Raw genomic sequence first — 22,195 nt, 5'->3', positions numbered from 1 at the left:
CTCCAACGGCTCAACGTCCTCTCGATCCTCAACCCGTGTGCTCGAACTGATTGATTGTCAGGTCGTCACGCAGTGGGCGGCTGCCATTAGGAGTCTGATTCAAGCGGCGTGCTACCGGCGCGCTACACCAGCGTATCCAAGACATCGATGTGAAGCAGTGCCCTCCGCCTAAACCCACTGGCGACTTCGGGAGTGGCGGCCGAGTAAGGGCTTAATTCGTTGAGGGCCTTTAAGGTGCTGAGAGGGCACTGTCTTTAAAATTGCTCTGTTTTGAATTGCCGAGGCCCTAACCTGCTCAACCCCTTCGCCCACGGTCTGCCATTCATGAGTGAACGCATCATGCCCAAAGCATCAGGCCACGATAGGATGCATTCAGTCAAAGAGACTCATATGAATGTCTAGCGAGAAAAGAGAATCCAGTCGAATACATTTTATGATGTATTTGATGCACCCTGCCCTAGAGACATGTAAAAAAACCAACACGCGCAACTCTCCGGTTGCGAATTTTGGGCACAACCTGAAATAAAAAAGCTGCCATTACGGCAGCTTCAACCCAGCAATGAGCTATTTCTTTGATGACTTGCTAGGCTTCAAATCAGGGTTGTTCCCTGGTGTATCTTTATTATCACGACGACGTTTATCCACTTCGCCGGTTGACTTGGCAATAGGCTTTGGGCCCGGTTTAAGCGCCATAAGATCCCCCTCAATTACAACGTTAAAGTTGACTGCCGCAAGCTGATCTTATTGCTAATGGCGGGCGCTTTCAAGGGGTACGACAGGCTTAATTAAGCCACTACAAATGTAACTTTATTTTACAGCCACTATCGATCACCTATAGACAGCCAAGCTGCTAGATACTCGTATTAGCTACATAGGCACTACTGGGTGGCCAGCTGCTCGGTCTCGATGATTTCTAAGCTCATCGCAAAGACACGAAGCGCCAACTCATAGCCTTTCCAGAGGTTCGCCCGATCATTAGAGAGGTCACCGTAACGCGCAGAGACTTCTGGGAAGATCGCTAGCTCTGCTTCGGTGAAGCCTGGGTCTGGCTTGACCTTCAGAAGCTCCGTCCTCAATGATACAAGCCGATGGCTGCACTGCTTCTGAAGCGTCGCGTCTGAGCATCGGCTCTGAAAGACTTGTAGATCTGCTCCTTGGAGTACCGCGCGCTACGGGTGCCTTGATCATGTCAGCTGGATGCGCGTCGACAGCTGCACAAGAATATGGGACGACAGGTCAACCAAGAGTAGGCATCGAGCACAGGGAACTGAACTTCTCGGGGTGACCACCGCGGCTTGCCAAACTGGAAATGGCTTTTCTATCCGGCCAGACCGGCCAACACCTTTCGCTGGCCGGCTCCTCTTAATGGACTTCTCTATCACCCAAGGGGGCAATGAGAAGTTCAGCTCCGCTTTGGCCTGAAGCGCTTACCCCAGTACTTGGACTTCTTGGCCGGCTTCTTCTTGGAGGCGGTGTAGTCACAAGCCGGAAAATGAGTGCAGCGGAAAAACTCCCCGTACTTCCCTTTCTGCAGGGTCATATCGCCAACCGTACATCTGGGACAAGGGTTGAGCCTTACCATTGCTCCTTGTTCATCCTCCATCTCAAGCGCACCGTCCTGCACCAGTTCCTTCAGAAACACTGACACCCTATCGCGAACCGTATACATCACTACCGTTCGCCTGGCTCTGGTAAGAGCCACGTAAAAGAGTCGACGCTCCTCGGCAAACGGATACGAATCGCCGCCAGGCATCACCAGCCCGAGCACTGGATCATCAGTCATGGTACTCGGGAAGCTGCGACCACGTTTCATGCTCACCATACCAGGAAGGATCACGTAGTCAGCCTCAGCACCCTTGGAACGGTGAATACTGAGAAACGACAGCTCAATGAACTGCCCGAATCGCGCTTTCCAATCTTCCGGCACGTATGATTCTTCGTCGTTGTACCGACCAAGCAGGTACACCTTGATAAGGCGACCTTTTTCTTTCGGTACTGACCCATCCGCCAGGCCGGACACCAGTTGCTCTAGGAATGTGACGATGCTCTGCTGAACGCGCTTAGCTTCACCAACCATGATCGCCCGAACTGCAGGGCCCACTGCGGGCGTCTTCGAGACAACCGTCTTTGGCAGTTGCACGGGGTTCTTGCCGACAAAACGGCTGGAGACATCGCAGAGCGCCTGTGGACACCGAAAAGTCTGCTCTAGTTTTAGCAATTGGCCTGAACCAAAAAACTGCTTGAAGTCGGTCATCACCGATACATCGGCGCCTGCGAACCGGTTGATCGACTGCCAATCATCTCCAACCGCGAAAAAGTGGCGACCAGGCTGGTTCACAAGCGCTCGACAAAGACGAGCCCGGGCTACCGAGGCATCCTGAAACTCATCGGCCATTACCAGTTTAAACTTCGGTACGCAGCGTCCCGACTCCACGTGTTCGGCAGCCTGGACAAGCATATCTTCGAAGTCAATTCCTTCAACCTCTTCCAACGCCTCGTTCCAGGCCCCCATTACGGGCCACACGATATCTAAGAACATTCTATAGCGGTACTTGAAGGCCTCTGACGAAAGCCCGTCAACACGCTTCAACAACTCCTCTTTAGTAAGGCAGTTGCTTTTCACATGAGCAATGAACGTTCGGATAAGACAAATCAGCTTCTTCTCCGACAGGGGCGCTTGCCGGCCATCAGGCATCGGACGATCAGGATTCGGGTCGAGTTTGATCCCTCGACTCGTCAGCTCATGGGCAAGGTGCTCAACCCATGTATTCTCTCGAATCTGGAACGAAGCCGTCTCGATCAGCTCTGTTCCGTGTTTAAGGTGCAGCGCGCGCTTCCACTGCACCCCCTCAAGATAACCCTCAAAATGTGCAGGTGGCTGGCCGCGCTCATCCAGCGCAAAGTGTTCATGGTAAAGGCCAATAGCGGGGTAGTAAAAATCAGGATGGTACTGGCTGTGCGCTTCGGTCGCGGTATCGTGCTCATAACGGCTCTCGTATTTGTAGTCGACGCCGTTGTAAAAGAGCCAGTTGCAAATCATGCATTCTTCCAAGCTTTTGACCGGCTCACCCAGAATCGGACTGAATCGCCCTCCTTTCCTGCCTGCCTTGGCTGGTGCCTTCATTGACTTGAACGCTGGGAGATCACGACCAAAAACAATGCGGAACAAGTCCCACCGGTTGCGAAACTCTCTCGACCCGTCCTTGAGGCCGTCAACGAGCACCTCCAGTTTCTCGATCGCTAGCTTATCTTTGACGACCCAATCAGGCACACGTGGTTTCTTCTTCGTGGCATATCCAATAATGGCCAGGCCGAGCCGGTGGAAAGTCTTGGCGCGCACCGTGACGCTGTTCATACCAACCCGCACAAACGCCTGTTCAGCGCGCTCTGCAAGCTCTTTGGCAGCTTCCTTGTTGAACGCCAGCATCACGATTTCTTGGGGACGGAAAAACCCGCGATGAATCGCATAAATGGCCTTGGATACCATCGTTGAGGTCTTCCCCGAGCCCGCAGAAGCTAGCGACTGTACGCGGTTATCGAAACAGATCACTGATCTAGCCTGCTCATCGTTCAACGGTCGTTTTTCGACCCTAGATAGCAATGCATTCTCTCCATGCAACTCCCGCTGGGTGAACGCCTCGTTAACGTTCTGCCAGTGTTTTGCCCAATCGGCGCGCCAGAAGCGTATCAGTTGCTGAGCATCTTCAAGCTTAATGCCCATCGCCTCTCTCAGTGCTTGATCGCTAAGCAACGCATCCAGCTCGTGATCCCGAACGGAAATTTGCGGCCTGGCTGTCCACAGAGCCATTTGCTGCTCATGGGTGACCCAGCGTCGCTCCTCTTTAGACTCCTGGAGGAGCTGACCAACCTGAATCAGCCACGCGCGAATCTGCTTGTACACGCTCCGGTAGAGTTCCACCCGCTCGCGCTTGCGTCTCTCCTCTTCGGCCTTTCGAGTTGCCTCTTCGAGATTGCGCTTCTCCTCTTCCTGCAGACGTTTCGCCGTGACTTCACGGCGATGGGCATGCACCACACCTGCGATCGCGTCATTCAACCCAGCCACTTGGTGGTTAGGAAGCCCCCCAAGGCTGCCGCCGGCGTAGACCACCCGCCCCCAGAGCAAGCCCTGACTGGCCAGAATTCGGTCGCCCTCAACCAGCCGGATCGCAACGTGTCGTCCACCTACATTCAGCTCGAACTGACCTCCCGCCAACCGCAGAGACCATCGAACAGAACGACTCACAACTCTGCCGATTAGAGATGGCACCCAAACGTATTCATTAAGCAAACGCAACCTCCACCACGAAGAACAAAAGCAGACAGCAGGATGTCTGCCTAACTGCGAGGGAGATATTAATACCGCAAAAAAACAATTATCCCAACGATAAAATTCAAACTTTTGACATCATTTGGCCATGCATCTTTAATTGTGGCCGACCATTATTGAGCTAAAACACCTGTTTTTTCAGGTGTCGCAGAACAGCCTGCCGTACCTCTACGACTTTAGTCTTATGCGCCCTGTCTGTACCTCCAAGGGTATCGCCATCTCCCTTTGAAGCCATGGCATCCGGAACGAGCTATCGCGCTTTGCTACAACCGCTAGGATCTTCCTCTTTATTGGGCTTACGGGGGCTTACGGTAGAGCGAATCAGCAGGATCTGAGAGATGCCAAAGCGTTCAACGTGTGTATCAAGGCTTCCCGATCGTCAGCAGCGCTCCAGCCTTCTCGATTGCATCAACATTCCGAAAATCAATAAGAAGAAGTACAATCAATTTTTGGAGGAATCTTTTACATGGAAAAATTCACGTTCATTGATCGCTACTTCCACAGCCAGCGCGAACTCCTGGATGTAAGGTGTTCAGAAGACAGAGACGTAAACACACTTTTCACCTACCTGACCAACTTGCACTCAACCGCAGACAAGCTCCAGGAGTTATTCAAGTGCGACATAAAATCCGCCCCAGAATTCAAAATACTAAGATTCATCAGAAATTACTTTCATCATGTAAATGACGTAGATGAAATCAGACTGCACGTTCGCATTAAAGAGCATGTATTTGTTAGTCACTCCCAGCACCTTCTCATTCCTCTCGAAGTTTTTGCGAAGAGCGTAAAGTCCTTTATCGAAAATAATACAGTCGAAAAAAGCAATAGAAACTATAAAAATAAAATCAAGTATATCGAAAAGGAAATCGACAGCATTTCTGAGATTTTCGATTACACAGAGCATCTGAAGCAAGATTTAGATCTGTTCTGCAATAAGCCTTGCCTAAGGCTCGACGGAAGGGTTTACGAACTCGGCTTCGACATGTATAAATTTGTTCACAACATCACAAACATCATTGCCGATAAATGCAGAGAAATCCCAGAGCTAAGGAACAAGAACGTCATCTGCGGACTGGATAGTACTTATACTGCCACGAACAACATCGGGAGACACGACGTATTCTGCAGGCCTTCACATATGCCAATCACAACAACAGAGGGCTTCGTTTACGCCAAACAAATTGGACTGGCTTGAGCAAAAGAATACTACTAGGCGGCCAACATACCAGCTGTATCTGATGTCGCGTCTCGCTGCCAACTCTATGAAATCAATTAGTTGAACGCGCAAATAATCCTGCTATTTGCTCGCCTGCCCGAAGCACACTCCTCTCTTCACCTGCTCGTTCTGAGTCTGCTTATGAGAGCGAAGTAAACACTGGAGAGAGGCATCATTAGTGCTATCGACTGGAATAACAAGCACAAAAAAGCCCCACTAGGGGGCTTTCAAGTTTATATCTATTTAAGCTGAGTGCTTGATCTTCTCACCCGCTTTAACTTTATCAATAGCATTTCTGACAACGCTAGTGAGAGACGGGTAGGTTACATACCCGCTTTTTAGAATCTCGTCGGCCCTGCGAAGCATCTCTTCCTGGACAGCATCGCCAGATTTCTGATTTGATTCGAGCTCTTCCCACAGGCCTTTTGCCAGTTTAAGTACACTCATAATCATCTCCATTATCTATGCGATCTTCGACGCTAATGATAGCATCTTACCTATATGATAGCAAACCGGATTCATGAGCGCAACAAACTGCTGGGCTCGGTCATCACCCTTAAATATATTTTCTTTATTCCGGTAAATATTCAGCACAGCCATGGTTTACCTTGAACGATGACGGGAATGCTTAAAATCGACTGCGCATGCTTGGCTTCACTATAGTATGACCGCACACCACTGTCGAACCGCCTATCGAAGCGATTCTCCCGATGGCTCAACCCGTTAAGCCAGCTGTCCATTTCTACCACCGTGTTGAATACATATTTGGCCGTTTGGCTGACACATGCCTCAGGGGCTCCGGGCAGGTTGGGCTGCTTATGTGAGCTGCTTGCATAAGGAAGGCACAACGGTTGCACCTTGGGATCTGGCTCGCTACCTTTGCTTGCTGAGGTCACCGTGTAGTTATTATTCTCAATCATCAGCAGACCCGTCGAGTTATCTAATCGACTGGAAAAATTATCCCCATACAGGAAAAACGGGCTATTTATGACCAAGCTTTCGTAACTAGCAGCATCCCTTTTTATGTCACCCATGAGCGCTGGTGGAACCACCATCATAATATTGCTGCGGTAGATGATGTTATCATCGCTACTTGTCGATATGCCGTCCCATAGCTTGGCCATACCAAGCACATGCTTCATCACAACCCGTATCGCTTTTTCAAGATCGGCAGGTGTGAGTTTTTTATCAGCATATTTAATTTTTGTATCTCGCCGAATTATGCCAATTTCACGCAAGCCTTGGCCATAATAATTCAGGAAATCTTGGGGTGGCAGGCTTGAAATTCGCTCATCCAGTTCTCGCGCGCGTGTTTTAAGTACAGTTCCCAACCCAATTTCTCTCACAGCGATAAGGAACACCGCCAGCGCTATCAGAAACAAGGTGAGCTTGATTTCCCAGTTCACGGGGGGAGTGAAATCACTCAGAAGCTCTTTCACAACGGGGGCGCCCTGAGTAACCAGTGGCCCGCTGTAAAGGGATACGCACGATGCCGCAAATACCCCAACGAACGCGACAATGGCTGCACCAATGGAACCTGCCAACAGCCTGCAGGTAAACTTCCATATGGCGGCTCCGAAAAAACCGACCACTAGCACCGCCACTACAGTGACGATAACGCTCAGGCTAATCAAGCTGAAAGGCTCCGACTGATCTGATTGCTCTGGTGCTGCGAACATTTATCGCGCTGCACCGTTGTGGTGATCGGCAGCCCTGTCCTTGCCAACCTTTCTTCACAGGCAAGCGACCGCTCTCTTCTAAGCCAAGAGCGATCAATCGACTTGCCTGGCTAGCTTGGCGAAACTGGGCTGCTGGGTCTGGCCTGCTCAGCGGCGCCGGTCTGAAGTGCCTTGACGGTTTACCGGAGGCTCTTCGGAGCGCCGTTGATATTCAGTTGTAGGTGGCGGCGGCGGAACGCGCGTTTGCTCGTTATTGCTCGGTTTCTGGTTGTCGGTCACGCAATTAACTCCCTTAAAGTGACTAGAACAGCGAGTGCAGCAAAGGCTCCCGCTCCGATCATGATTTCTTGGTACGCCAGATCCAGCGGCTTGGTCTTCTCAGCCACGGTAACCTTCAGCGACTCAAGGGTATCGATGTAGCAATTGTAGATATGCTTCTTCTGCGCCTCTTCATCCACCGCAATCAGATACTCACCGGTCGGGCGGGAGGACGGTAGGTTCGGGTAATCCTTGATCCTGAGGGCGCTGAGGGCATGCCCCCAAGCACAGGCGATGGCGAACGCAGCTACGGCGAAGGCGATGAAAGTCAGGATTGCCAGTGGCGATCCAAGCTGGAAGATGATGCCGTTCTTGAGGCCTGCGATTGCGCTAAGGCCAGCGATCAGAATCGAGACTGCCGTGAAGAATCTCGCACTCTTGTTCTCAACATGGTTGAAGCGATCCTGCTCATCCTTGAACCTGTCTTTTAGGTAGGAAATGGTTTCGTCCATAAGGCCATCCAGAAGCTGCTGGCATGCTTGCGTACGCGCTACCTTCGAGCTGTAACAGCTGTGCTGAGGTCTCCACGTACAAGGGTGGCGATATGATACCGTTTCTGGAGCCCTGACGGGCACCCTGCACCCACAGAAGGATCCGATCGGTGAGCACCAGCCTCTATCGCAGTCAGGTGGCGCAACATCAGCGCACCATCGCAAGACTACAAGGCGACAAAGTAAAGAAGGTCAAAGCAGCGGCAACCGCCGGCAAGAAAAGCGCCGACGCTAGCGCAGCCGCGGCCAAGACCTCATCTGTCTCTACGATGAAGTCGAAGCTGCGTGATGCAATGCGCTACGACAGCGAACAGACCAAAGCGCTATCTGAGGTCAGTCAGCTGGAGAAGAAAATCTTTGAGGCCCAGAAACGGCTCGCCCAGAGCGAGCAGCGGCTGGCCGAAGCGCTCAAGCGTGAACAGCGACGCTCTGACGCTGCACATGAGCAACGCATGCGGCAGATCAATGACGGGCTATCCCGCCACGAAGAACTCCACGATCAAACCGCCCGTGAGATCGAAAAGCTGAAGGCCTTGCCTGAGAAAATCACGGTCGTGTTCTTCGCCGCAGACCCCGGTAGCGATAAGAGCAACAGGCTTCTGCTCGATGAGGAAGCTCGTTTGATTGGCGAAAAGATCAGGGCTTCCGAGCACCGAGATGTGCTTGAGTTCCACACCCGATGGGCAGTGAGGCCAATGGACGTGTTCCAGGCAATGAACGAGCTCAAGCCAACCATCGTCCACTTCAGTGGTCATGGCACAAGTGCCGACACGCTGGTGCTTCAGGACGATCAGGGGAACGCGAAACATGTTCCCTTGGATGGCATCGTGAGTGCGATGGCTATCGGCTCTGAAAACTTAAAGCTGGTTTTCTTTAACACCTGCTACTCGTTCAACCAAGCCGAAGCATGCATCCACCACATACCTGCAGCGATTGGCATGAACCGCGACGTGGGAGATCTCCCCGCTCGATTCTTTGCCGCACAGTTCTACTCAGCCATCGGTTTTGGCCATTCCATTCATAGAGCGTTCCACCAAGCCAAGGCCCTGGTTGCGATGGACTTCCCTGGAGAAGAGGACATATCTGAAGTTTATGAGCAGGACGACGAATCGCTGATTCTGGTCAGGCCTCCAGAGATGTGATCACACCTTTGCCTTCATTCGCTGGTCTAGTGTGGTGTTTCAGAAGTACCGCTGAAAATCTGAGCTAGGCTCTGTAGAGGCCAACTCTCCAAGGGCATCGACATGGGTCGACCAGCAACCGTCATTACCCTTTCCGAAACCGAAAAGTCAGAGCTGCTACGCCGCATCAAGCTCCGTAAAGGCGCTCAGGACGCTCGGCTGCGCGCGGAGATAATCCTCGCCTGTGCTGCAGGCGAGTCAGGCAATGACATCGCTCAGCGCTTGGGGACAAGCAAGGATGTTGTGTCACGGTGGCGTCAGCGCTTCTCAAAGTTGGGGCTTCTGGGGCTGAACGATGAACCGCGCTCTGGCCGGCCTCGCACCATTTCCGATGAGCAAATTCAGCAAGTGGTAAACCAAGTGCTGCAAGGCAAACCCGACGATTCCAGTCATTGGAGCACGCGACGGATGAGTCGTGAGACGGGCCTGTCTCCTGCAAGCGTGATGCGCATCTGGCACGCGTTCGGGATCAAGCCGCACTTGGAAAAGACCTTTAAGCTTTCCACTGATCCGTTGTTTGTCGACAAGGTTCACGACATTGTTGGGCTCTACTTGAACCCACCCGAACGAGCCTTGGTGCTGTGCGTTGATGAGAAGAGCCAGATCCAAGCGCTGAACCGCACGCAGCCGGGCCTACCGCTTTCCCCAGGTAACCCTGCAACCCGCACACATGACTACAAACGACACGGAACGACCTCGCTGTTTGCTGCCCTGGATGTGGCAACCGGTGAGGTGATTGGCCGACTCAAACGGCAACATCGCAGTACTGAGTTCCTCGCCTTCCTAAGGGAGATCGATGTGTCAGTGCCTGCCGATATGCCGATCCATCTGATCATGGACAATTACGCGACTCACAAGACCGACAAAGTCAGGGCGTGGCTTGCGGCGCGACCGCGCTACAACATCCACTTCACGCCTACTTCGGCGTCTTGGTTGAATCTGGTTGAGCGGTTTTTCTCAACGCTGAGCGAGAAGTGGATCAAGCGACAAGCACATGTCAGCGTTAAGGATCTGGAGGCGTCGATCGAGTACTACCTAGAAACCTACAACCAGAACCCGAAGCCATTTCGGTGGCATAAAAAGGCCGAGGACATCCTTGCCTCAGTCGCTCGCGCGGCGCGAGCGCTGGGCAAATAATTTTCAGCGGTATTTCTGAAACACCACACTAGCACCTGCACTAAAACTAAAGGCCAGGAGGTGCAGTGGGTTTCAGTACCCTTCGAGGGGAGGTTATTGGTAAGAAATGGTTAGCGGGCGCATTTGGTGCGGAGTCTATTTCTGGAAAACGGGAGCATGGATGCGAGGAGTTGATCAGGTCGGAGATGCTGGATGACGGATTTCTGACGGACTGATAGGCAGTCAGTGCGGGGATTTTTTGGGGGATGAGATGCGTGTCTGTAGATGTGCCTTGACCGAGTGAAGGCCACACAATACCTCACGGGCGGGGTCGCGATTACAGACGGTTATTGGGAAATCGGGTTAGATTTTTCGTAGCTGGCTAGCTGCATTGGAATGAATCCACGTTAGCTTGCGGGGGTATATGAGCCCCGTGCGCATGTCCAAGCCGGTTTCAGAAGCTCGAATCCCTACTGGAAAGAGTAGGCCTGAAATAGTAGGCCTACTATTTACGCAGCCCTACTGGGGCAAGGGGTGTGCTGGAAATAGTAGTTCCGTTGGGGTGCCTGCGCGTAATCGGCGTTTTCACTGCGATCGCCCAGCGACGCTGCCCAGGTGACCTTCTGGGTGATCTCGGGGCGATACACGCGCCACAGGTGGTCGAGCTCCTTTTTCAGGGCTGCATGACCTTCGGTGGTGATGATGTTGGTGCTCACGGCTGTCTCCTCAGTGCATCCGCGGCAGGCGCCTGGCGCCCACCGAGTGACCGACTTTGCGAAAAAACGCGCGCTCAACGACGGGTGATCAGCCCCTGGCGGGCGATGCGGGTGAGCTGGCCGATCACTTCGGCGGCGTCTTCGGCGGCCGGCGCCTGGATGACTGCCAGGTCGAAGCGGTCATTGCCGTACTGGCCAAGCTGGGCGCAGCTTTCGAAAAACTGGATGAGGAATGCGCGGGCCTGGCCCTTGCGACGGGAAAAACCGTCGAGGTTGCGCAGGAGCGTAGGTTGATGCTGACCACCGAGCAGGATGCGCGGGGTACGGGAAGCCTGGTCTTCAGGCAGGGGGCTTAAACAAACACTGGTACGTGGACAACTCATGGAGTCTCTCTGCGCCTCGCTGATCCCGCTGGGCAGCGGTGCGAGGCGTCACCGAACCAGCGCTTTAGCGGTATTTCGGATGGCCCGCCCGGGCCTCTCCTGCGCCCCGCAAGTAGCTGTTTAAATCGGCGCAATCGGTATGCTAGAGCCTGACGCTATAAGTTACAAGCTGTAAATCGCGACATAAGCCCGCCCCCACATCGGGGGGCGGGCTTGCCTGGCAGCGGGCCTCAGCGGGCGATCAGGCGGTCCAGGGACAGGCGGCCGGCACCTTCGATCAACACCGCCACGCTACCGGCCAGCAGGGCCAGGGCGAATTCGTAGCCGTTGTTGGACATGAACAGGCCGTTACCAATGTGCACCGAGAAAATCGCCACCACCAGCGTTACCGCCAGGGCCAGGGCCGCCGGGCGGGCCAGCAGGCCGATCACCAGGGCCAGGCCGCCGAAGAATTCGGCGCTGCCGGACAGCAGGGCCATCAGGTAACCCGGGGCCAGGCCGATGCTTTCCATCCACTGCCCGGTGCCTTCCAGGCCGTAGCCACCGAACAGGCCGAACAGCTTCTGTGCGCCGTGGGCCATGAAGATGATGCCGACCAGGATACGGACGACGCTCAGGCCGTAACCAGCTCGGGTGTTCAGCAGGGTTTTGATGGCGGTGTTCATTGCGTTGCTTCCTTGTGTGAGCAGATGTTTGGTTTCGATGGGGGCCATCTTAATCGAACCTGCAAATAAGAAAATCGCAAAAAACCCGTAGTTAATATCGATGATTTCGATTTATCAACGCTTGGCCACCCGTTCCAAGGACGCCCGCTCACGGTTGAACGCCAGGTAGTACTTGTTGACGCTGTTGACGAAGCTCACCGGCCCCATGCCCACCTGCTCCATGGCGATGCGCTCGGTCTGGAAGAACCACTGGTTGCCGTTGAGCCCGCGCCTGCGGGCTTCGGCGCGCATGGCCTGAACCCGCTCGGGGCCGAGGTTGTAGGCTGCCAGCACAAAGGCCATGCGCTCGCGCTCGTTGATTTGCGGGCTGGCGAAGAACTTGCGGCGGATCATCGCCAGATAGCGGGCGCTGGCCTGCACGTTGCCGTCGACGCTGCTGGTGTTGCTCACCCCCACCCGCTGCGCCGCCGACGGAGTGATCTGCATCAGCCCGTGGGCACCGCCGCTGCCCCGGGCCTTGCTATCGAGGGTGGATTCCTTGAACGCCAGCGCCGCCAGGTTGAGCCAGTCGATCTGCTGGTCGGTGCCGTGTTTTTGCAGCACCGGGCGCAACGACGCCAGGCGCTGGCGGTCCTGGCGAGCCAACGGGTTGTGCACCCGATACTGGCGCCGGTAAATGCGCTCGAAGGCAGCGTCCTGGTTGTCCGGGGCTCGGTAGGTGGCGAGGAAGCGGTCCACCGCCGCACGCAACAGCGGCGCATCGTCGCGCAGGTACCAGCGGATGGCCCCGGGCTGGGCCAGGCTCAGCTTGTTGTCCACACGCAGGCGCGGCATCACCCGCGACCAGCGCCGGGCAATCGGCTGCTCGACTACGGTCAGCGGGTAAATGCCGGCCTGGACCATCTCCAGCACATCTTCTACCGCCAGGGTCGGGTCTACCCACTCGACCTTGATCGGTGCACGCTTGCGCAGTGCCAGCTGCTGGTTGATAGCCTGGATCGCAACCCCGGCAGCACTGGCGCTGGTCAGCGCCACCGTGCGCCCGGACAACTGCTCCACGCGGCTGTAGCTGCGCTCGCCCTTGCGCCCGACCAGCACCAGCGGCACCTGGTCGACCACTGGCGCGCTGGGCTGCACTCCGTGCACCAATGAGGGGTCGAGCAGTTCGCCTGGCGCTGCCAGGTCGCCTTCGCCGCGCTGCAGCGCTGCCAGCAACTGCTCTTTCGCCCGGGGGACGATCTTCAAGGTGATTTCCTGCCCGTCGGCGGCCCGGGCGTTCAGGGCATGTTCCAGCGCCCGCAGGCGGTAGTACTCCACCCCCACCGGCTCACCCTTGACCTCGCCGGAGCTGTTGCGGCTCTGGTTGACCAGCACCCGCAACACCTTGCTCGAACGGATCTGCCCCAGGTCGCGGGCCTGACTGGCCGGCACGTGCTGCTGCGGCCCGGGCTCGCGGGCATGCGCCGGCACAGCGCAGAACAGGCCGAGCAACAACAATGCAGTGAGGGTTCGCAGCATGGAGAAACAGCTCCGAGGGCGGTTGAGGTGCACCATGCGCGATGATCGTTCCGTGATAAATGACGGCAAAAGACCACAGCAAACGTTTGAAGTTCTTGGCTTTTTCGCGTTCTAGCGGTTTTTGCTATGCTGGCCGCCCCGCGGCACGAGGTAGCACCATGCAACTGATCGATATCGGCGTCAACCTGACCAACAGCAGTTTCCATGACCAACAGGCGGCCGTGGTCGAGCGCGCCGTGCAAGCCGGCGTGGTGCAGATGGTGCTGACCGGCACCAGCCTTGAGGTCAGCGAGCAGGCCCTCGAGCTGTGCCAGCAGCTAGATGGTGGTGGCCAGCGGCTGTTCAGCACCGCCGGCGTACACCCCCACGATGCCAGCCACTGGAGCGGCGACAGCGAGCGGCAATTGCGCCAGCTGCTGGCGCAGGAACGGGTCAAAGCCGTGGGTGAATGCGGCCTGGACTTCAACCGCGACTTCTCCCCTCGCCCGCTGCAGGAAAAGGCCCTGGAAGCCCAGCTGGCCCTGGCCGCCGAGCTGCGCCTGCCGGTGTTCCTGCACGAACGTGATGCCAGCGAACGGCTGCTGGCGATCCTCAAGCACTACCGCGACCAACTGCCCGCCGCGGTGGTGCATTGCTTTACCGGCGAGCGCGAGGCGCTGTTCGCCTACCTCGACCTCGACCTGCACATCGGCATCACCGGCTGGATCTGCGACGAGCGCCGCGGCACCCACCTGCACCCGCTGGTGGGCAACATCCCCGAGGGCCGGCTGATGCTGGAAAGCGATGCGCCGTACCTGCTGCCGCGCAGCCTGCGCCCCAAGCCGAAAAACGGGCGCAACGAACCGGCCTACCTGCCCGAGGTGCTGCGCGAGGTGGCCCTGCACCGCAGTGAAAGCGCCGAGCACACCGCCGCCCATACCAGCGCCTGCGCCCGGGCGTTCTTCGGCCTGCCCGAGGTTTCTTGACGCATATCAACAAGCCAGCTGGCCTTGGCGGGCACAATGATGGCACCTTGCCAACAATGTTTTTCGCCAACTCAGAGAAGACCTACCATGGGTGCCTGGCTTAGCAATATTTCGCTGAAGTACAAATTCTGGGCCGTCAACGCGGTGGCCTTCGTCACGACCTTGCTGCTGGTGCTCTACGCCGTGCACCTGGAGCAACAGGCCCGCGCCGAGGGCACCCAGGCCCTGGTGCAGGCGCAAGCCCAACTGCTGGCTGCAAGGCCGGCCGGGCAGCCCCTGCCTGCCCTGCCCAACCTGATTACCTGGCAGGCCGGGCAGACGCCGCAGTTTGCCGGCGAGCCGCTGCCAGCCCTCGACGATGCCCAGGGCTGGGTGGAATTGCCTGCAGCCACCCTGCTCGGTGACAACCCGCTGTTCGGCGCTCTGGTCATCCGCCAGGGCGACCAGCGCCTGGCCCTGCTCGCCCAGTCGCCAAGCCTGAGCCAGGTGTTTTTCGACCGCTTCAGCAACTACGCCGTGTGTGTGCTGATCCTGATGCTGGCCATGCTCGGTGCCTCGCAGTTGCTGATCCGCTTCCTGCTGAGCCAGCTCAACACCCTCAAAGACGTGATGCTGCACGTGGAACGTACCGGGGACCTGTCGGCACGGGTGCCGCTGGCCTGTGGCGACGAGGTCGGGCAGATGGCCGGCGCCTTCAATGCCATGCAGGCCACCTACCATCGGGTGGTCAGCACCGTGGCGCGCACTGCTGCGCAACTCGACTCGGGCGCCGCACGCCTGGCCGGCAGCATGGACGAGGTGCGCCACGGCATGATCGGCCAGCAGAGCGAAACCGACCAGGCCGCCACAGCGATCAACGAAATGACCGCCACCGTGCACCATATCGCCCAGCACGCTGGCGCCACCCGCGACCTGTCGCAAACCGCCGACACCCTGGCCGGCAGCGGCCAGGCAGTAGTCAGCCGGGTACAGGACTCCATCGCCGGGCTGTCCAGCGGCGTGCAGCAGACTGCCGAGATGATCCGCCAGCTGGCCGACGACAGCCAGAAGATCAACGGCGTGGTCGGGGTGATCCATAGCATTGCCGAGCAGACCAACCTGCTGGCCCTCAATGCTGCCATCGAAGCCGCCCGCGCCGGCGACCTGGGCCGGGGTTTTGCCGTGGTGGCCGACGAGGTGCGCAACCTGGCCAAGCGCGTACAGACCTCCACCGATGAGATCACCACCATGGTCGGCGACCTGCAGGCCGGTACCCGCGACGCGGTGGACTTCATGCAGGAGAGCTCGTACAAGGCCGACGATTGCGTGCGCCAGGCCAAGGAGGCCGGCGAAGCCCTGGCTGAGATCACCAGCGCAGTGGCGCAGATGCGTGAGAGCAACACGCAGATTGCCGTGGCCGCCGAACAGCAGAGCCAGGTGGCCGAGGAGATGAACCGCGCAGTGGTGAGCATCCGCGACGTCACCGAGGAAACCGTGCAGCAGACCGTGGGTTCGGCCACCACCAGCATCGAGCTGGCGACCCTGGCCGGCGAACTGAACAAGGTGATCGGCCAGCTCAAACTGTAGGGTTGCAAGGCTATGGTCACCATAGCCAGCCTCGATTGGCCCCCGCCCGGGGGCCGCACTAAGCTTTGGGCATGTCTGCGAGGAACTGCCCATGAGCAAACGACTGCCCAACCTGCCCGCCTGGCAATGGCGCGGCTACCACCATAACCACCGCCATCCGGCCAACCTGGTGCTGCACCTGATCGCCGTGCCGCTGTTCATTATCGGCGCACTGCTGGTGTTGTCGGGGCTGTTCGGGCTGGACCTGTCGCAAATCGCCGTGGGCGTCATTGCTCTGGTTGCGGGCCTTGGATTGCAACGCCAGGGGCATCGCCTGGAAGCCGAACAACCCGAGCCCTTCGCCAACCGCAAAGACGCCGTGCAGCGCCTGCTGACCGAGCAGTTCGTCACCTTTCCACGGTTCGTGGTGAGCGGGGCCTGGTGGAAGGCCTGGCGCGAACGGCACAAGCATCGGCATTGAAATCGGACGCTGACTCTGTAGGAGCGGCCTTGTGTCGCGATGGGCTGCGTAGCAGCCCCGGCAATTTCGCATGGAGCTGACACCTTGGGGCCGCTTCGCGACACAAGGCCGCTCACCACAGGGGCGTGGTGCGCCGATCAGGCAAATACAGTGACGGTCTGCCGGCTCAGCGCCACCAACTGCCCTTCTGCGGTCCACAGCGCCGCTGCCGCATGCCCGTAGCCATCGCGCGCATGTTCGGTTTCCACCACATAGCGGCACCAGTCCAGGGTCGACAGCGCTGGCGCAGGCTGGATGAATTCGATGGTCCAGGTAAGCGTACTGCCAGCCGCAGGGTGCTTGAGGTGCGGCAGCAGGCTGGGGGGCCAGGCGTCCACCAGGGCCAGCACGTGAGCTGCCTCGGCCGGCGCTTCGGCGATATCGCGCAGGCGCACCCAGCCGCCCATCTGGCGTGACTCATTGCCACTGAACGGCAACCCGCCCACGGCCCAGCGCAAGGCCACATGGCGCATGAACTCCGGCGTGACACCCTTGATGAAGGGCAACTCGGGCGCGGATTGCCCAAGCAGCTTCAAGGGGGCAGCCGGCAACGCCTCGACAGCGACCACCGACGGCCTGCCGGCACCAAAGCTACCCTGCACCAAGGTGACCACCTTGCCGTTCTGCACCGCCCGGCCCAGCAAGGTGCTGACCGCCTTGCCCTCGCGCAGTACCTCGACTTCCAGGCTGATGGGCACCTCCGGCTCCGCCGGGCCAACGAAGGTGATGGCCAATGAGCGCACCGGGCGCTCATCAGCCAGTTTCAGGCGCATGGCCTCGTGCAGCATGGCCGCCATCAGGCCGCCGAATACCGCCCGCCCCTGGGCCCAGTCGGCCGGTACGCTGACCGCCTGCGGGTGGGCGCGCGCCGCTGCGAGCAACTCGGTGAAGTTCATAAGGCCTTGGCTCCTGCGCAAAAGCTCGATCTTAACCAGCCGCCAGCACAGCGGCAGCCCGCATATCGGTCATTTGCAGGGGCTATCGGCGCGCCAAGGCCTTGTGCAGCGCGTCGAGGGTCACATCCGACTTGCCTTCGGCCGCGTGCAGTTCGTGCTCCCAGGCCGCCTTGCAGCCTGCAAGGTCCGGGTGATCGCGCACCTGCAGCAGCCATTGCAGGCGGTCGTGCCAGTCACCCAGGTCGCCTTGGGCTTTTTTCAGCAGGCGCTGCAGCTTTTTGCCGGCATGCTCGAGCTGCGGGTAGGACTCGTCGCCGTAACGTACCCGCTTGATCAGCAGGCGCAGACGATGACGATCATGGGCCGGGTCCTGCAAAGCCTCGGCAAGCTTGTTCCATTGTTTTCCCAGGCGCTTGTCGATGCGCTGGCGCAGCCTTTCGGCCAGGCCCTCGCGATCAGACGCACGCAGGAACAACGGAAACGCATCGAGGATCAGCAGCACCCTTTTGAGCTGGGGGCTTGCCGCCACACTGGCGAAGGTCGCCGCCCTGCCCTCCAGGCGCCTTTGCCCGGCCAGCAGGTGGCCACGGGCGATCAACTGTGCCGCCAGCACCTCGCGGTCGCGCAGCGGCGTGGTCAGCGTGCCGAGGGACTGTGCCGCGCCCTCCAGCTGGTCCACCCCTGGCAGGCCCCGCAGCGGGCGCAACAGGCTGCGCAGGCGCCGCAGGGCGATGCGCAGGTCATGCAGCGCTTCGCTGTCGGTGTTGGCCGCCAGGCGCTCGCGGCAGGCCAGCAAGCGCACCTGCACGGCCAACACCTGGGCTACCACATGGTCGAGCATGGCGGGCATAGAGACCTCCTTGGTCAGCGGCCGGCGCGGGACTCACGAATGTAGAAGCGGGCTTTTTCGGCCTTGGCCGTGCAGCTTTCATAACCTTCGAACTGCTGCTGCGTCTTGGCACCGGTCAGCAACGACAGGGCCTTGGAGTAACTCACGGCACCGGCGAAACCTTCGGCCTTGGCCAGGTCCAGTTCCTTCCAGGCGGCATCGAGCTGCGTCGCGCAACTTTCGCGATAAGCCGTCTTGCCAGCGCAGCCAGCCAGGGCCAGGGCAATCAGGGGAAGGGCAATCCAGGCTTTCATGGGGGTAACCTCGAAGAAGGGAAACGGTATGGCCGTTCGACGGTGCAGCAGGTGAAAAGTGCCCTGCTCAGCGTAGCTCAGCGCGGGCTACATTGAAGCACAGGGGGCTATGGGTGCATTGTTGGACCATGGTTGCACAGCTACCGGGGGAAAACATGAGCAAACGCGTAGCGCTAGTACTGGGATCGGGCGGTGCCCGGGGGTATGCACACATCGGTGTGATCGAAGAAATCGAGCGGCGCGGCTACGAGATCGCCTGCATCGCCGGCTGTTCCATGGGCGCGGTAATTGGTGGCATCTACGCTGCCGGCAAGCTTGACGAATACCGCAGCTGGATCGAGAGCCTGGACTACCTCGACGTACTGCGCCTGGTGGATGTGAGCTTCCGCCTGGGCGCCATCCGCGGCGACAAGGTGTTCGGGCAAATTCGCAAGATCGTCGGCGAGATCAACATCGAACAGCTGCGCATGCCCTACACCGCGGTGGCCGCCGACCTCACCAACCAGCAGGAGATCTGGTTCCAGGAAGGCTGCCTGCACCAAGCCATGCGCGCCTCGGCGGCGATCCCCAGCCTGTTCACCCCGGTGGTGCAAGGCAACCGCATGCTGGTCGATGGCGGCATTCTCAACCCGCTGCCGATCGTGCCGGTGGTGTCCAGCCATTGCGACCTGATCATCGCGGTCAACCTCAATGCCACCAACCAGAAGCAGTACCAGTTGCCGGTGATCGAGCGGCCTGCGGCGTTCCGCATGCGTTTTGACGCATTGATCAGTTCGCTGGGCTCGCGCATGCCGTTCCGCCGCAAGCCCGCCGAACAGCTGCTGCGCCTGGACCAGGAGATCAACGCCGAAGGCCTGGCGTCGCCCAACCCGTGGCTGGCCGACGGTGCCAAGCCTGAGGCTCAGCAACCGGCGGCGGCACCGCAAAGCGAGGGTGCGCCAAAGTCGGCCACCGGCTCGTTCATCATCGACAATGTGGGGCCGGCGTCACTGCTGGACTTGATCAACCAGAGTTTCGAGGTGATGCAAACGTCGCTTGCGCAGTACAAGATCGCCGGCTACCCGCCGGATGTGCTGATCAACGTGCCCAAGCGGGTATGCCGGTTCTTCGAGTTCTACAAGGCGCCGGAGCTGATTGCCCTGGGGCGGGAGATTGCGCGGGATACGCTGGATAGCCATGAGGGGGTGAAGCGGTAGGGTGAAGATCTCATTGATTTAACGCGGTCGCAGTGGGAAGCGGCCTTGTGTCGCGATGGGCTGCGCAGCAGCCCCGGCAATTTTGCATGAGGCCGAGGCCTTGGGACCGCTTCGCGCCCATCGCGACACAAGGCCACTTCCCACAGGGACCGCGGTGCATCTGCGAGACTAGTTTTCTGCGCGACAGCGCAGCCCGAAAGGGCTGGGTGATCTCCTACAGGGTCATGTGTGTGGCGCTACTGAACAGCAGAAACGAAACAGGCCGCTTGCGCGGCCTGTTTCGTCGTGGCTGGGGCACTCAGTAACGAGTGACGTCAGCCTTGGCTTCGAGCTGCTTGCGGAACGCCGCGAAGTCTTGCGAACCGGCACGTGAAGCGAGGTAGCGGCGGATCTGCGCTTTCTCTTCGTCGGTGGCGGCAGCGCCTTCGTTGACGCCTTTGAGCTGCAGCACAACCAGGCTGCCATCCCCCAGGACCACACTGCCGTACACCGGCTTGTCCTTGGACTCAGGCTTGCCCAGACGGAACACTGCCTGCAGCTCGGCCGGGTCAATACCGTCCTGGCCACGGGTAGCCGCTTCCTGCACTTTCCAGCTCTGGCTGGCAGGCTTGACCGAACCGTCACGCAGGCCAGCGATCAGCTTGTCGGCCTTGGCCTTGAGCTCGGCAGTCGCCTTCTCCTTGGCCAACTGCTGGCTGATGTTCTTGGCCACTGCCTCGAGCGGCAGTTGCTCAGGCTTGCGGTGCTCCTTGACGCGCAGCACCACCACGGTTTCCGGGTCCAGCTCAATGCCGTTGCTGTTGGCGCCCTCGTCCATGACTTCTTCGCTGAACGCGGCCTGTACCACGGCGCGGTTGGCAGTCACGCCCTCGCCACCCTCGCGGCCGAACGGCGCCGAAGTGTGCACCTTCAGGCCCAGGTCCTGGGCCGGCTGGGCCAGGTCGGAGGCTTCGAAGGCGGCGTCTTCGAGCTGCTTGGTGGCCTCGACGAAGCGCTGCTCCACCTGCTGGGTCTTCAGCTCGTGGGTCAGCTTGTCTTTCAGGCTGGCAAAGCTCGGTACGTCCGGCGCTTCGACACCCAGCAGCTTGATCAGGTGGTAGCCAAATTCGGTATGTACCGGGGCCGATACCTGGTCTTTGTTCAGCTTGTACAGGGCTTCTTCGAAGGCAGGGTCGTAAACGCCGGGGCCCGCAAAGCCCAGGTCGCCGCCAGCGTTGGCCGAGCCCGGGTCCTGGGAGAATTCCTTGGCCAGCTTGGCGAAGTCTTCACCCTTGCCCAGGCGCTGCTGGATCTCTTCGATGCGTGCCTTGGCCTGGGCATCGCTGGTCTTGTCGTTGACCTCGATCAGGATGTGCGCGGCACGACGCTGCTCGGCGAGATTGGCGATTTCCTTCTCGTACAGGGCCTTGAGCTCGTCATCGTTGACCTTGACCTGGTCGAAGAAGGCCGCCTTCTTCAGCTCGATGTAGTCGATGACCACCTGGTCCGGGGTCATGAACTCCTTGGCGTGCTGGTCGTAGTGCGCCTTGACCTCATCGTCGCCCACCTTGATCGCGGCCGGGTCGGCCTTGAAGGTCAGCGAGGCGAAGTCGCGGGTCTGCTTCTCCAGGCGGGCGAAGGCCTCCACCTGCTTGTCGGTGACGAAGCTGCTGCCGGCAAGGCCGGTGCGCAGCTGGCCGATGAGCATTTCCTGGGCGAGCATCTCGCGGAACTGCATGCGGCCGTAGCCCATCTGGCGAATCACCGAGTCGAAACGCTCGGCGCTGAACTTGCCATCAACCTGGAATTCGGGCGTCTGCAGGATCAGTTGATCCAGCGCGGCTTCGGAGAAAGCGAACTTGGCGTCTTCGGCGCCCTGCAACAGCAGCTTGCGGTCGATCAGCCCCTTGAGCGCGGCTTCGCGCAGCATTTTCTCGTCGAGCAGGGCCGGGTCGAAGTCCTTGCCCAGCTGTTGCATCAGCTGGCGGCGCTGCATGTCGACGGCCTGGCTCAGCTCGTTCTGGCTGATGGTCTGGCCGTTCACCTTGGCGGCGTCCTGGCTGTGGCTGGCGGCCTGGAAAATGGCCTCAAAGCCAGTCAGCGCCATCAGTACGACGATGAGGCCAATGATGGTCTTGGCAATCCAACCTTGTGAATTGTCCCGGATATTCTGCAGCATGCGTCCCCCAGAAACGGTTGTACCACTGCGTCGACAACCGCGGAGCGTGGGTAGAGTCCTGATAGAAGAAAGGCGCATCCAGTGGATGCGCCTTCTCGAAGCGAGCGTGCCAGCGGGAACGTTTGCGACCCGCCGTCACGCGGTCGGCCGGGGCAAGCCCTG

At 58.6% G+C, this 22,195-nt stretch carries 19 protein-coding genes; 7 read left to right on the top strand and 12 right to left on the bottom strand.

The features are described from left to right. Positions 1–1,402: 1,402 nt before the first annotated feature. Positions 1,403–4,063, bottom strand: coding sequence for a UvrD-helicase domain-containing protein (locus KSS94_RS09315; RefSeq protein WP_225935889.1), 2,661 nt, complete (start codon positions 4,061–4,063; stop codon positions 1,403–1,405). A 730-nt stretch (positions 4,064–4,793) separates the two neighbouring features. On the opposite strand from KSS94_RS09315, the gene KSS94_RS09310 reads away from it, so the two are divergent. Further along, the gene (locus KSS94_RS09310; protein ID WP_217842696.1) at positions 4,794–5,522 is read left to right on the top strand and encodes a hypothetical protein; all 729 of its coding nucleotides are present in this window, start codon (positions 4,794–4,796) and stop codon (positions 5,520–5,522) included. A gap of 264 nt (positions 5,523–5,786) precedes the next feature. On the opposite strand, the gene KSS94_RS09305 is transcribed toward KSS94_RS09310, so the two are convergent. The 3 genes from KSS94_RS09305 to KSS94_RS09295 form a co-directional block, all read right to left on the bottom strand. Then, a complete protein-coding gene (locus KSS94_RS09305) occupies positions 5,787–5,990 on the bottom strand; it encodes a hypothetical protein (protein WP_217842695.1) in 204 nt (67 codons plus the stop codon). 140 nt (positions 5,991–6,130) lie between these two features. Next, positions 6,131–7,222, bottom strand: coding sequence for a hypothetical protein (locus KSS94_RS09300; protein WP_217842694.1), 1,092 nt, complete (start codon positions 7,220–7,222; stop codon positions 6,131–6,133). Between the two features lie 275 nt (positions 7,223–7,497). Continuing rightward, entirely contained in the window at positions 7,498–7,992 is a 495-nt protein-coding gene (locus tag KSS94_RS09295; protein WP_217842693.1) for a hypothetical protein, read from the bottom strand. Positions 7,993–8,141: 149 nt separating this feature from the next. On the opposite strand from KSS94_RS09295, the gene KSS94_RS09290 reads away from it, so the two are divergent. Together KSS94_RS09290 and KSS94_RS09285 are read left to right on the top strand one after the other, a co-directional pair. After that, positions 8,142–9,173 carry a CHAT domain-containing protein gene (locus KSS94_RS09290; protein WP_217842692.1) on the top strand — a complete coding sequence of 344 codons (1,032 nt, stop codon included), beginning with the start codon at positions 8,142–8,144 and terminating at the stop codon, positions 9,171–9,173. Between the two features lie 102 nt (positions 9,174–9,275). Beyond that, the gene (locus KSS94_RS09285; protein WP_217842691.1) at positions 9,276–10,349 is read left to right on the top strand and encodes an IS630 family transposase; all 1,074 of its coding nucleotides are present in this window, start codon (positions 9,276–9,278) and stop codon (positions 10,347–10,349) included. 488 nt (positions 10,350–10,837) lie between these two features. On the opposite strand, the gene KSS94_RS09280 is transcribed toward KSS94_RS09285, so the two are convergent. The 4 genes from KSS94_RS09280 to KSS94_RS09265 all read right to left on the bottom strand — a co-directional run bounded on the left by KSS94_RS09280 (position 10,838) and on the right by KSS94_RS09265 (position 13,610). Then, positions 10,838–11,044 (bottom strand): transcription elongation factor GreAB, encoded by a 207-nt coding sequence (locus tag KSS94_RS09280; RefSeq protein ID WP_217842690.1) that lies wholly within the window; start codon positions 11,042–11,044, stop codon positions 10,838–10,840. A gap of 74 nt (positions 11,045–11,118) precedes the next feature. After that, on the bottom strand, positions 11,119–11,427 hold the full coding sequence (locus KSS94_RS09275; protein WP_217842689.1) for a hypothetical protein: 309 nt from the start codon (positions 11,425–11,427) through the stop codon (positions 11,119–11,121). A 230-nt stretch (positions 11,428–11,657) separates the two neighbouring features. Then, positions 11,658–12,092 carry a DoxX family protein gene (locus KSS94_RS09270; RefSeq protein ID WP_217842688.1) on the bottom strand — a complete coding sequence of 145 codons (435 nt, stop codon included), beginning with the start codon at positions 12,090–12,092 and terminating at the stop codon, positions 11,658–11,660. 114 nt (positions 12,093–12,206) lie between these two features. Further along, complete coding sequence (locus tag KSS94_RS09265) at positions 12,207–13,610, bottom strand: MltF family protein (protein WP_217842687.1); 1,404 nt, start codon at positions 13,608–13,610, stop codon at positions 12,207–12,209. A 158-nt stretch (positions 13,611–13,768) separates the two neighbouring features. On the opposite strand from KSS94_RS09265, the gene KSS94_RS09260 reads away from it, so the two are divergent. The 3 genes from KSS94_RS09260 (at position 13,769) to KSS94_RS09250 (ending at position 16,601) form a co-directional block, all read left to right on the top strand. After that, positions 13,769–14,575 carry a TatD family hydrolase gene (locus KSS94_RS09260; protein WP_217842686.1) on the top strand — a complete coding sequence of 269 codons (807 nt, stop codon included), beginning with the start codon at positions 13,769–13,771 and terminating at the stop codon, positions 14,573–14,575. 87 nt (positions 14,576–14,662) lie between these two features. Then, positions 14,663–16,141, top strand: a complete 1,479-nt coding sequence (locus KSS94_RS09255; protein WP_217842685.1) for a methyl-accepting chemotaxis protein — start codon at positions 14,663–14,665, stop codon at positions 16,139–16,141. A 91-nt stretch (positions 16,142–16,232) separates the two neighbouring features. After that, positions 16,233–16,601 carry an Mpo1-like protein gene (locus tag KSS94_RS09250; protein WP_217842684.1) on the top strand — a complete coding sequence of 123 codons (369 nt, stop codon included), beginning with the start codon at positions 16,233–16,235 and terminating at the stop codon, positions 16,599–16,601. Between the two features lie 137 nt (positions 16,602–16,738). On the opposite strand, the gene KSS94_RS09245 is transcribed toward KSS94_RS09250, so the two are convergent. The 3 genes from KSS94_RS09245 to KSS94_RS09235 form a co-directional block, all read right to left on the bottom strand. Further along, positions 16,739–17,536, bottom strand: coding sequence for an acyl-CoA thioesterase (locus KSS94_RS09245; protein WP_217842683.1), 798 nt, complete (start codon positions 17,534–17,536; stop codon positions 16,739–16,741). Positions 17,537–17,618: 82 nt separating this feature from the next. Beyond that, a complete protein-coding gene (locus KSS94_RS09240; protein WP_217842682.1) occupies positions 17,619–18,386 on the bottom strand; it encodes a CHAD domain-containing protein in 768 nt (255 codons plus the stop codon). Between the two features lie 14 nt (positions 18,387–18,400). Next, entirely contained in the window at positions 18,401–18,679 is a 279-nt protein-coding gene (locus KSS94_RS09235; RefSeq protein WP_217842681.1) for a hypothetical protein, read from the bottom strand. 155 nt (positions 18,680–18,834) lie between these two features. On the opposite strand from KSS94_RS09235, the gene KSS94_RS09230 reads away from it, so the two are divergent. Continuing rightward, on the top strand, positions 18,835–19,875 hold the full coding sequence (locus tag KSS94_RS09230) for a patatin-like phospholipase family protein (RefSeq protein WP_217842680.1): 1,041 nt from the start codon (positions 18,835–18,837) through the stop codon (positions 19,873–19,875). Between the two features lie 298 nt (positions 19,876–20,173). Here KSS94_RS09230 and KSS94_RS09225 read toward each other — a convergent pair whose 3' ends face one another. Continuing rightward, positions 20,174–22,033: a SurA N-terminal domain-containing protein gene (locus tag KSS94_RS09225; protein ID WP_217842679.1), complete on the bottom strand. Its 1,860-nt coding sequence runs from the start codon at positions 22,031–22,033 to the stop codon at positions 20,174–20,176. Positions 22,034–22,195 lie beyond the last annotated feature (162 nt).

The organism is Pseudomonas fakonensis (genome assembly GCF_019139895.1).
GTDB classification, from domain to species: Bacteria; Pseudomonadota; Gammaproteobacteria; order Pseudomonadales; family Pseudomonadaceae; genus Aquipseudomonas; species Aquipseudomonas fakonensis.
The sequence above is the reverse complement of the archived record's forward strand: the minus strand, read 5'-3'. Positions and strand labels throughout refer to the sequence as shown.

Excerpts from the sequence above, each read along its gene's own strand:
- KSS94_RS09285 (WP_217842691.1), top strand. The coding sequence starts at position 9,276 with ATGGGTCGACCAGCAACCGTCATTACCCTTTCCGAAACCGAAAAGTCA.
- KSS94_RS09305 (WP_217842695.1), bottom strand. The coding sequence starts at position 5,990 with ATGAGTGTACTTAAACTGGCAAAAGGCCTGTGGGAAGAGCTCGAATCA.
- KSS94_RS09225 (WP_217842679.1), bottom strand. The coding sequence starts at position 22,033 with ATGCTGCAGAATATCCGGGACAATTCACAAGGTTGGATTGCCAAGACC.
- KSS94_RS09235 (WP_217842681.1), bottom strand. The coding sequence starts at position 18,679 with ATGAAAGCCTGGATTGCCCTTCCCCTGATTGCCCTGGCCCTGGCTGGC.
- KSS94_RS09300 (WP_217842694.1), bottom strand. The coding sequence starts at position 7,222 with ATGTTCGCAGCACCAGAGCAATCAGATCAGTCGGAGCCTTTCAGCTTG.
- KSS94_RS09255 (WP_217842685.1), top strand. The coding sequence starts at position 14,663 with ATGGGTGCCTGGCTTAGCAATATTTCGCTGAAGTACAAATTCTGGGCC.
- KSS94_RS09240 (WP_217842682.1), bottom strand. The coding sequence starts at position 18,386 with ATGCCCGCCATGCTCGACCATGTGGTAGCCCAGGTGTTGGCCGTGCAG.
- KSS94_RS09250 (WP_217842684.1), top strand. The coding sequence starts at position 16,233 with ATGAGCAAACGACTGCCCAACCTGCCCGCCTGGCAATGGCGCGGCTAC.
- KSS94_RS09230 (WP_217842680.1), top strand. The coding sequence starts at position 18,835 with ATGAGCAAACGCGTAGCGCTAGTACTGGGATCGGGCGGTGCCCGGGGG.
- KSS94_RS09275 (WP_217842689.1), bottom strand. The coding sequence starts at position 11,427 with ATGAGTTGTCCACGTACCAGTGTTTGTTTAAGCCCCCTGCCTGAAGAC.
- KSS94_RS09310 (WP_217842696.1), top strand. The coding sequence starts at position 4,794 with ATGGAAAAATTCACGTTCATTGATCGCTACTTCCACAGCCAGCGCGAA.
- KSS94_RS09245 (WP_217842683.1), bottom strand. The coding sequence starts at position 17,536 with ATGAACTTCACCGAGTTGCTCGCAGCGGCGCGCGCCCACCCGCAGGCG.
- KSS94_RS09270 (WP_217842688.1), bottom strand. The coding sequence starts at position 12,092 with ATGAACACCGCCATCAAAACCCTGCTGAACACCCGAGCTGGTTACGGC.
- KSS94_RS09295 (WP_217842693.1), bottom strand. The coding sequence starts at position 7,992 with ATGGACGAAACCATTTCCTACCTAAAAGACAGGTTCAAGGATGAGCAG.
- KSS94_RS09265 (WP_217842687.1), bottom strand. The coding sequence starts at position 13,610 with ATGCTGCGAACCCTCACTGCATTGTTGTTGCTCGGCCTGTTCTGCGCT.
- KSS94_RS09260 (WP_217842686.1), top strand. The coding sequence starts at position 13,769 with ATGCAACTGATCGATATCGGCGTCAACCTGACCAACAGCAGTTTCCAT.